8 protein-coding genes are annotated in these 9,928 nt (G+C 50.2%); 4 read left to right on the top strand and 4 right to left on the bottom strand.

Translation table 11 applies throughout. The features are described 5' to 3' along the window. The first annotated feature begins 185 nt into the window (after positions 1–185). On the top strand, positions 186–323 hold the full coding sequence (locus CKL79_RS23340; protein ID WP_170944158.1) for a hypothetical protein: 138 nt from the start codon (positions 186–188) through the stop codon (positions 321–323). 52 nt (positions 324–375) lie between these two features. Here the strand turns inward: CKL79_RS23340 and CKL79_RS23335 are convergent, their stop codons facing one another. The 4 genes from CKL79_RS23335 to CKL79_RS21340 form a co-directional block, all read right to left on the bottom strand. After that, positions 376–531 (bottom strand): hypothetical protein, encoded by a 156-nt coding sequence (locus tag CKL79_RS23335; RefSeq protein ID WP_170944157.1) that lies wholly within the window; start codon positions 529–531, stop codon positions 376–378. A 119-nt stretch (positions 532–650) separates the two neighbouring features. Continuing rightward, positions 651–1,988 (bottom strand): ferric reductase-like transmembrane domain-containing protein, encoded by a 1,338-nt coding sequence (locus CKL79_RS21350; RefSeq protein WP_170944156.1) that lies wholly within the window; start codon positions 1,986–1,988, stop codon positions 651–653. Positions 1,989–2,122: 134 nt separating this feature from the next. Beyond that, a complete protein-coding gene (locus tag CKL79_RS21345; RefSeq protein ID WP_240519021.1) occupies positions 2,123–3,205 on the bottom strand; it encodes a DUF389 domain-containing protein in 1,083 nt (360 codons plus the stop codon). Continuing rightward, complete coding sequence (locus tag CKL79_RS21340; RefSeq protein WP_121971559.1) at positions 3,196–4,215, bottom strand: AI-2E family transporter; 1,020 nt, start codon at positions 4,213–4,215, stop codon at positions 3,196–3,198. The genes CKL79_RS21345 and CKL79_RS21340 overlap by 10 nt, the downstream gene beginning before the upstream one ends. A gap of 297 nt (positions 4,216–4,512) precedes the next feature. Between CKL79_RS21340 and CKL79_RS21335 the strand changes: the two genes are divergently transcribed. From CKL79_RS21335 to CKL79_RS21325, 3 genes are all read left to right on the top strand, one after another. Beyond that, on the top strand, positions 4,513–5,289 hold the full coding sequence (locus CKL79_RS21335) for a bacteriorhodopsin (RefSeq protein WP_121971558.1): 777 nt from the start codon (positions 4,513–4,515) through the stop codon (positions 5,287–5,289). Between the two features lie 69 nt (positions 5,290–5,358). Next, positions 5,359–6,996, top strand: a complete 1,638-nt coding sequence (locus CKL79_RS21330; RefSeq protein ID WP_121971557.1) for an alpha-amylase family protein — start codon at positions 5,359–5,361, stop codon at positions 6,994–6,996. A 35-nt stretch (positions 6,997–7,031) separates the two neighbouring features. Then, positions 7,032–9,812, top strand: a complete 2,781-nt coding sequence (locus CKL79_RS21325; protein WP_121971556.1) for a cation-transporting P-type ATPase — start codon at positions 7,032–7,034, stop codon at positions 9,810–9,812. Positions 9,813–9,928: the final 116 nt, after the last annotated feature.

Genomic DNA, 9,928 nt, shown 5'->3' with positions numbered 1-9,928 from the left:
AGAGCCGCACGCAGCTCACATACTTCGGCTCTGAGAGCAAAAATAAGGTGTAGAGCGTGCTATCGCACTGGGCTGTAGATGGTTTTGATAGCTCACGTATGGCCTAGCGATCACTCAAAAAGAAGGGGGCTCCTGCCAGCATACAGGCTGGCTACTCTGTCAATGCGTAAGTCCTAGTTTCTATCGTGACAGCCCCAAAACTGCTCGACCCACAGCAGCAGCACTGCTTTGAACTCTGGGCAGAATTCGTATCTCTACGCAATCGCAGAGAGCGGTTTGTTGAAGGGATTGAGGTACTGGAGGCGTTGTTCCAGGCGACTTAATCAAAAATAGAAGAAGAGGCGATCGCATTGATGGCGATTCGGCTCTATCTGACTACTCACATCTGACAGTTTCAAGGGCATAGCTGCTGGTTTCTAGCTCAATACTTTGAACAGCAGGACGGTTCTGCAGCCAAGCAAAAATAGCCGCTGTAGCCAACAGCACCAGCGTAATGAGTCCGACGAGTTGGAGCATGATGCTATAGCGCATAGTAAGGATTCTCGATTAATATTTTGGGAATGAGATTCTGAGAATGAGATTTTTGAAATAATCTGGCAACCGATGGACTGCTGAACTCAGATTAGGCTTGAGTTGTGATCAAGCCAGTATCAAGCCAGATTAAAATGCTCCATGTGAACTTGGGGCACCGGAACACCCAAATCGTGTAGAGCGCGTTCTACTTGATCCATCATTTTAGGTGCGGCGCAAATGAAGTACTGTCTGGTTGCTTTGTATTTCGGAATATGGCGATCAAGAAGCGCTTTGTCTACGTATCCCTGTTCGCCTGACCATGTTTCTGGAGGCTCTTTCAAAACATGAACAATCTTTAAATCTAGCTGCGCTTCAAGGGCCTCTAATTCTTCACGAAAGGTAATATCGTCCCAGGTTTTGCTGGCGTAAATTAATAGGTAAGGGCGGTCATCTTTGCGTTCTGCTGCGGTTGCCAGCATACTCATCATTGGCGTTATACCGATGCCACCGGCAACAAGTACAAATCCGGCTGCATCTCCATAGCGATCAACCGTGAATACACCATAAGGGCCATCTAAATAGGCTTTTGTCCCTGGCTTGACAGTTTCGATAGTGCTGGTGAAATCGCCTAATGCCTTGATGCCAAACTCAATACGACCGGAATGATCCGCGTTGGAAGACATGGAAAAAGGGTGTTCTCGCATACTTAAGGGCGTAATATCTAAAGTTAACCAGGCAAATTGACCGGGCTGAAAGCGAAATCCATCGTGCCCCCACGGACGCAGCGTCAGCGTCCAAACGTTCCCTCTTTGAGGAATCACATCCTCGACTAGGTAAGGCTTCTTGGTCATCATCCAAGGCTTAATAAGCCGCACATAAACCACTAGCCACAGCGCGATTAGGGCCATTGAGCCCCATAGCATCCTTTTCCAAAACAAGGCTAGGTAATTGCTAACGCCCAGGGCATGTCCTAACCCTAAGCCCACAGCTAATACTGAGAGAACAGTATGAGAGGTTCGCCAAGGTTCGTAGGGAATGCGCAGTGGCTTTCGCCAGATAGTGGTTACGACCAAAGCAACAAATGCCAGAGTTCCTAAGATAGCCAGTCGCGCTCGCCAGGGTGCTTCTAAAAAATTCAGCAGCTGTCGCGTTTCTGGCTGAACAACAAACAGCATGACAGGATGTAGCAACACCATGAAGAACGCTACCAGAGAGGTCAGCCGGTGGAACTGCAGCAGAATATCAACGCCGTATGAGGCTTCAATGCGATTGATGCGAGCCGTCAGCACGAATTGCAAGGCCATGGTTGCTAAGCCAATAAAGCCGAGCGCAACTGAGAAGTCAACCCAAAACCCGCGTGCGCCTGGCGGCGGATATATTAGCAAAACGAAGAGCGGTAAGAGAGTAATGAGTAAGTAATTGCCGATCCAAAAGAGAGCGATCGCAATCGGGCTATGCATTAATAGGCTTCTCATATACAACCTCCCAACTCTGATTAATCAGCGCAACTACAGAAATAGTATCCACTTCAATTGTGAACGAAAAGTGACTCCATCATTGGAATCTTTTCCGTCTTTGCCTGACGCCGGAAAGGGTCACTTTGAGAGCATCATTCAGACAACTCGTCTTCTCGTCGAACTTCCTTTATCTCGCCTACTTCAAAAATTAGAACGAAGGTTTGGCCCGTCTGTTCTTCAATAAATTCTTCTAGCAGCGCCACCTGACGAGGGGTAACCGGGGCTTTGGCCCGCACATTCAGCCGCACCTCCGGTGGATTTGTGAGCCAGTCAGTTTCGCTTCTAAGCAGTTCTAATCGCTGAAAGGTCACCGTCCGATTAACTAGAGCCTGCTGCAAACCAGATTCTAGTCGGGCCTGCTGTGCCAGTCGAGCGAAGCTAGCGCTCAGCGGAATAACCAGCACTGCTGTTAGCGCTAGCGTCCACACAAGGGCTCTTTTTGCACGACGGAAAGACGAGTATCCCGCCAGTAGAAAAACGAACATACAGGCCAGGGTGATACCCAGCAGATTGGTGATGTAAAGGAGGGTTGCACCTAGGCTCAGTGAGCTATTAGCCTGTGCTAAGCCAATCCCGATAACACAGACAGGAGGCATCAGGGCCACAGCGATCGCTGTCCCAGCCAAGCTAGTAGAAACCTTGGGTTCAACTTTGGCATAGCCGCTGATGCTTCCAGCCGCCACTGCAATACCCAAGTCAAGCAAATTGGGAGCCGAGCGAGCGAGTACCTCACTGCCTAAGACTTCACTACCGTAGCTAGGGATGCGAACAAGCATACCGATGCCGTAGGCGATCGCAATCGATAGGAAGGTGCCGCTAGCGACCGCGACCACCCCTTTTTTAAAGAGCGCAACATTTCCCTGGAGGGCACCAAAAGCAAGCCCTCTAATCGGCAGCATAAGCGGAGCAATTAACATAGCACCGATGATCACAGCCGCGCTGTTGGTGAGTAGGCCAAGGGTCGCGATCGCACAAGCGCTAACCGTCAAAATCAAATAGGAGGCATCAAGGATAGATTCGTCCGACAAATCAGCTTGCAATTGCTTGCGCAAACTAGGATCTACTCTGGTTTTCTGTAGAGGGTTAACACGGATGCGAAGGCTGCTACGAATATGGTTCAGCATAGTGTCATCCAAAAAGCCGTAGGAAAAAACTAGGGGGACGCTCACTGCCATTGATCAAGAATATCTTTGAACAGCAGTTCCTCGATCCATATCTTGGCAACGACCGTGAGTGGCAGCGCCATGACTAACCCTAGCGCGCCAAAGCTGGTTGCAAAAAATAGCTGTGCAACCAGCGTGATAGCAGGCAAAAGCGCGACCTGATTTGCCATAATGATAGGCGTCAGCAGATAGCTCTCGACATTTTGAATCACGATGTAGAGGATTAAAACCGCGATCGCCTTCCAGGGTTCATCTAAAAACCCGATCACCATGGGTAGTACAGCGCTCAATATCGGCCCAACATTCGGAATAAAATTTAGCAGACCAGCTAGTACGGCATGGGCCAGCGCTAGCGGTACGCCCAGCAGCCACAAGCCCAGCCCGCTCAGGGTACCGATAAATATCATTTCAAATAGTGCGCCTGCCGTCCAAGCGCCGAGTCCATGGGCGCAGCGCGTCAGAATACGATCAATCCGATGGCGATAGAACGAAGGAAAAAGACGAATAAAGACGTTGCGGTAAGGCTGTGGATTTACCAACAACATTAACGTCAGTACCAGAACCAGCAAAAAATTGAGTAGAAAACTAATCGAATTAGAAAAAATATCGGCAGCTTGCTGTACTAGGCTAGTTCCAAATGGCTGGAGCTGTTGAATGAAGCCGGTGGCATCGGGAATCTCAGGAAAATTTGGGCCGAGCACCCGATCTTCTAGCCAGTTAATTCCTGACTGAATCTGCGAGAGTCCGTCCGGCAAAAGATCGATTAAATCTTGAAACTGTTCAGCAAACGGGGGTACAACCAGTACAAAAATGCCCATGAGTACGGCAACCATTAAGCTAACGCTGAGAATAACCGCCACAGACCGCTTTAGTCCCCGCCCTCTAAGCCACAGCACTAGCTGGTTAATCGCGGTGGCCAGCGCGACCGCGGTAAATCCCAGCAGCAAAAGCTGTCGAACCTGCCAAAGGATGTAGAGAGCGACTGCAAGCCCAATAATCCCTAGCCACTGCCTCATTTTCACAGCTCTACCATCCTTCTACCGAGATATTTATAACCCACACCTGCGTCAGCACTCATCTCAGCTTCTGGTGAAAAAATAATGTAATTGTGACAGCATCTTCTCTGGGTATCGGCAGGATATAAGGCTTCATCGCATAGTCACCTTTCGATCACTTTTGTTGCCTAACTTAAAGGAAGATAAAGGCCGTGGGCGGTATAGCAAAGCGAAAAAGCCCACTACACAGCAGTCTACATTGTAGAATAGCAGTCTACATTGTAGACTACATTCAACGTAGAATACATTCAACAGAGGTGTGTTATGGCTTGGCAGTCACTATTTCATTGGCTTTATGTCGTCGGGATGGCTATCGGCGCATCGCATTTCTGGATTTTGAGCCGTAACCCCAAAGGGGTACCCCAGTATGAGTATTTGATTGCTATTTTCATTCCGATATGGTCAGGATTGGTCTATATGGCAATGGCGATCAGTCAGGGCAAGGTAGAGGTTGCTGGTCAGATAACGCACTATGCTCGCTACATAGATTGGATTGTCACTACGCCGCTGCTGCTGCTAGCGCTGTCTTTAACCGCGATGCAGTTCATCAAAAAAGACTGGGTGCTGATTAGCTCACTGATGGGCACTCAAGTTATTGTTATTGTAACCGGGCTAGTGGCGGACTTATCAGAACGTAGCTGGGCGCGATATCTTTGGTATATTTGCGGCGTGGTAGCGTTTTTGATTGTGCTACAGGGCATTTGGGGGCCACTGCGCGCTAAGAGCAAACTTCAAGAACCGGCGCTCTCAAAGCTGTATGATCGGCTGCTAATCTATTTCACAGTGTTTTGGGTGGCCTATCCTGTCGTTTGGATAATTGGGCCATCTGGATTCGGACTCATCGGCCAAACGACAGATACCGCCCTGTTTTGTCTTCTACCGTTTTTCTCTAAAGTTGGGTTTAGCCTTTTAGACCTGCAAGGACTCCGCGATTTAAGCGGTCGCCGGGAGAACAGGGCAACTAGCCCAGTAGTGAGTCAGACCTTTAAGTTCATCGATTGGGCAACCGACCGATCGCCGCTACGTCGAAGACTTCGGTAGTGTAGCGATCGCAACAACTAAAGCCAAGCAGTGAATCAGCCGGTGTAGAACCGGCGTAAGAAAATAGCTATGCAGAACTTCTGGTACAAAAACGCCATCGTTTATTCTTTAGACGTGGAAACATTTATGGATTCAGATGGCGATGGCGTGGGTGATTTCCCTGGGCTAACTCAGCGCCTAGACTATCTCTCGGGGCTAGGAATCACCTGCTTATGGCTTCACCCGTTTTATCCTTCGCCCAATCGGGACGATGGCTACGACGTTATGGACTACTACAGTGTGGACTCGCGGCTAGGAACATTAGGTGACTTTGTTGAATTTATGCACGAAGCTAAAAAACGCGGCATTGGCGTAATGATTGATCTCGTGATCAATCATACTTCGATTCAGCATCCCTGGTTTCAGGCCGCGCGATCCGATAAAAATTCTAAGTATCGTGACTACTACATTTGGGCAAACGACCCTCCCGAAACCGATCCAGCCGAGGTTATTTTCCCTGATGCCGAAGATAGCATTTGGGAATACGACAGCAAAGCGGGCGCATACTATCTACACCACTTTTATAAAGAACAGCCCGACCTAAATATCTCTAATCCCGTGGTGCGAGACGAAATCCGTAAAATTGTTCACTTTTGGCTAGAGCTAGGCGTCTCTGGATTTCGAGTAGATGCGGTTCCTTACTTTGTGAAAAATGTAGAAGTTCTCGCCGAGCAGTATGAGCTGGAAAGCTTTTTAGAAGATCTGCGGGAGGCGGTGTCTGCCAGGAATCCAGAGGCGGTGTTGCTAGCAGAGGCCAATGTAGAATCTGAGGCATTTGCAACTTATTTTGGCGATGGCAACCGAATGCATATGCTGTTTAGCTTTTTCGCTAACCAGAAAAAGTTCTTAGCACTGGCCCTTCAGCAATCTGCTCCGCTCACAGAGGGGCTTCAGCAACTCCCAAAAACGCCCCGGTCATGCCAATGGCTCAACTTTGTGCGCCACCATGATGAACTCACGCTCGATCAGCTCAGCGAGGCCGAGCGCGACAAAATATATGAAGCCTTTGCCCCAGAAGAGCAGATGCAAATTTATGGACGTGGGATACGGCGACGGCTACCGCCGATGTTTAACGGAGATCGGCGGCGAATTGAACTTATCTACAGTCTGTTGTTCGCGCTGCCAGGGATTCCGCTAATTCGATACGGCGATGAAATTGGGATGGGTGACGATCTGTCTTTGCCCGGTCGCGATAGCGTTCGGACGCCCATGCAGTGGTCAGAAAAGGCCAATGGCGGATTCTCGACGGCGGCACCTGCCTGCCTGTCTAAGCCGGTGATCTCAGAGGGCGAATATGGCTACCCTAACGTTAATGTCACGGCTCAACAGCGAGAGGCTGATTCGTTGCTCAATTGGTTTGACCAAGTGATTCGCATTCGCAAGCAGCATCCAGAAATTGGCTGGGGCAATTGGAAAATTATTGAGACTGACCAGCCGGGTGTGTTTGCCCACTGTTGCGCTTGGAAAGATAAGACGGTGTTGACTGTGCATAACTTATCCGAGCAAGCCTGCACCGTCATGCTTAAGTCTGGGTCGTCGGGTCATTTGGTGGATCTATTTGGCGATCGCGCCTACCCACCCTCAAATACCCAATCCTCACAAAACCCTCAGCTCATATCGCTAGAACCCTATGGGTATCGCTGGTTCCGAGTTGAACAGAAAAGCTAGGCTTCAAACTCAATTTATCCCTGCATATCAGCATCATGCCAGACCAAAAACCACCCCAGCCCTACCATCACCTGCCTGAACAGGAAGTGACTGATTTTTTCAGCAGTAGCACAGATCAAGGCTTAACCGCAGAAGAGGTTGCCCGCCGCTACGAAATTCACGGGCGCAATGAGCTGAAGTCCAAACCTGGCAAGCCAGCCTGGTTTAGATTTCTCCTACAGTTCAATGAGCCGCTACTCTACATCTTGCTTGTTGCAGGTGCAATTAAGGCTTTCCTGGGTTCCTGGACAAATGCCGCCGTAATTTGGGGCGTTACGGTTGTTAATGCGATTATTGGCTATGTGCAAGAGTCCAAAGCAGAGGGGGCGATCGCCTCTTTAGCCAAAACGGTCACCGCTGAAGCCACCGTCATCCGAGAGGGGCAAACGCTGCAAGTCCCATCTGGAGATCTCGTTCCTGGCGATATTGTGATGCTGAGCTCAGGAGACAAAGTTCCCGCCGATTTGAGACTGTTGAAGGTGCGAAACTTGCAGGTGGATGAGTCTGCCCTGACGGGAGAATCGTTACCCATCAATAAATCTACGGAAAATCTCCCTAATGACACGCCGCTGGCCGAACGGACTAACATGGCCTACGCTAGCAGCTTCGTCACCTTCGGACAGGGGCGTGGCATTGTGGTAGCCACCGCGTCTACGACTGAAGTTGGGAAAATCTCTCAGTCTATAGCAGGGCTGGTTAACCTCAGCACGCCCCTAACCCGTAAATTTTCGAAGTTCAGCCGTACCTTGCTCTACGCTATTTTAGCGGTGGCCACCCTGACGTTCGTCGCGGGGATTGCGCAAGGAGAGTCTTGGGCTTATGTGTTTGAGTCAGCCGTTGCTTTGGCTGTTAGCGCCATTCCAGAAGGCTTGCCCGCTGTCGTCACGATCACGCTGGCGATTGGGGTCAATCGGATGGCCCGCCGTCACGCCATTATTCGTAAGCTGCCAGCGGTTGAGGCTTTAGGCGGTGCCACCGTCATCTGTTCTGATAAAACCGGAACATTGACTGAAAACCAAATGACCGTACAGGCCATTTATGCAGGCGGACAACACTATCGTGCTGGTGGCAGTGGCTACAGTCCGAAAGGAGAAATCTTTCTAGAACCCGATGGCTTAGCGGATGACTTGGAGAAGAACGGGGAGAAGAACGGGGCAGTCAAAAATCGGTTAGAGAACAATTTGCCTCCTGCTTTAAGGGAGTGCCTGATAGCAGGAATACTCTGCAACGATTCTCAGCTAAAGCAGGAGGAAGAAGCCTGGTCGGTGGTGGGCGACCCCACAGAGGGGGCCTTGATTACAGCAGCAGCCAAAGCTGACTTGAATCAGTCTAAGCTCGCCGCCGCTAGCGCCCGATTAGACTCTATTCCGTTTGAATCACAGTATCAATACATGGCTACGCTGCACAATGTAGAGCCTCGGGTGGTGTATGTAAAAGGGTCAGTAGAGGCGCTATTGGGCCGCTGCTCCGGGCAGTTAAACGATCAGGGCCAGATTATTGAGATAGCGCCTGAAACGATTCGCCAAACGGTTGAAGCCATGGCAGACAGAGGGCTGCGAGTGCTGGCGTTCGCGAAAAAAGAAGTAGGTTCTGATCAGCACTCGGTCGCCCACGAAGATATTGAGTCGGCATTGGTTTTTCTAGGGTTGCAGGGGATGATCGATCCGCCCAGGCCCGAGGCGATCGCCGCTATCAAAACCTGCCAGTCGGCGGGCATTCAAGTCAAAATGATTACGGGCGATCATATTACAACGGCACGGGCGATCGCGCAGCGCATGGGCATTCAAAAAGACGGGCAGGTACTGGCCTTTGAAGGAAAACAAATTGAGTCGATGGACGACACCCAGATTGCACAGGCGGTAGAAGACGGTAGCGTCTTTGCCAGAGTTGCACCAACCCAAAAGCTGCGCCTAGTCGAAGCGCTTCAGCACAGCGGCGAAATTGTCGCCATGACCGGAGATGGCGTTAACGACGCCCCGGCGCTGAAACAGGCTGATATTGGCATCGCTATGGGTAAAGGAGGCACCGAGGTTGCCCGAGAATCTGCTGATATGCTGCTGACCGACGACAACTTTGCCTCTATTGAAGCGGCCACTGAAGAAGGTCGCACGGTTTATCAAAACTTACGCAAGGCGATCGCTTTTCTCCTCCCTGTCAACGGCGGTGAGTCGATGACAATTTTAATCAGCGTTTTGCTAGGTCGCGCCCTGCCGATTCTCTCCCTCCAGGTGCTCTGGCTAAACATGATCAATTCTCTCACAATGACCGTTCCCCTCGCATTTGAGCCTAAAACTCCTGGGCTCATGCAGCAACCACCGCGCGATCCTTACGAGCCTTTAATCACGGGCAGGCTGTTGCGCCGAATCGTGCTTATTTCTCTCTTTAACTGGGTTCTTATTTTTGGTATGTTCGAGTGGGCACAGGAAACGACCGGAAACATTGCCGTGGCTCGCACGATGGCGATTCAGTCACTGGTGTCGGCTCGAATTGTTTATCTGTTGAGTCTTAGCCAGCTATGGAGCAGCATAGGCGATTTCCTGCATCGCCGAGCATCTTCTATCACCCCTACCCCCATTTTGTTTGTGGGTATTGCAGGAGCCATTGCGCTGCAGGTTATCTTCAGTCAATGGAGCCTGATGAACAGACTGTTTGAAACAGCGCCCTTAACGTGGAATCAATGGGGTATTTGCCTGTTGGCCATGGTGCCAATGTACCTGATGACAACCCTCACTAACGTCGTCGATCCACCTCAAGCAAACATCTCAAGCAAGTCCTAATCTCGACTTTATCCATTTTGCCAAATAGGAAAGCAGCAAGCACAATAGATTTGTCATAACCGGCTGGCTGCGAAATGGAAATACTAGAAGCGTTGGGACGATTTGCGCCACTATTC

Source organism: Leptolyngbya sp. BC1307 (assembly GCF_002286735.1).
Classification (GTDB): domain Bacteria; phylum Cyanobacteriota; class Cyanobacteriia; order Phormidesmidales; family Phormidesmidaceae; genus Phormidesmis.
Note: the sequence above shows the minus strand (reverse complement) of the source record. Positions and strands in the feature narration are given on the sequence as shown.

Excerpts from the sequence above, each read along its gene's own strand:
- CKL79_RS21330 (WP_121971557.1), top strand. The coding sequence starts at position 5,359 with ATGCAGAACTTCTGGTACAAAAACGCCATCGTTTATTCTTTAGACGTG.
- CKL79_RS21335 (WP_121971558.1), top strand. The coding sequence starts at position 4,513 with ATGGCTTGGCAGTCACTATTTCATTGGCTTTATGTCGTCGGGATGGCT.
- CKL79_RS21325 (WP_121971556.1), top strand. The coding sequence starts at position 7,032 with ATGCCAGACCAAAAACCACCCCAGCCCTACCATCACCTGCCTGAACAG.
- CKL79_RS23335 (WP_170944157.1), bottom strand. The coding sequence starts at position 531 with ATGCGCTATAGCATCATGCTCCAACTCGTCGGACTCATTACGCTGGTG.
- CKL79_RS21345 (WP_240519021.1), bottom strand. The coding sequence starts at position 3,205 with ATGGCAGTGAGCGTCCCCCTAGTTTTTTCCTACGGCTTTTTGGATGAC.
- CKL79_RS21350 (WP_170944156.1), bottom strand. The coding sequence starts at position 1,988 with ATGAGAAGCCTATTAATGCATAGCCCGATTGCGATCGCTCTCTTTTGG.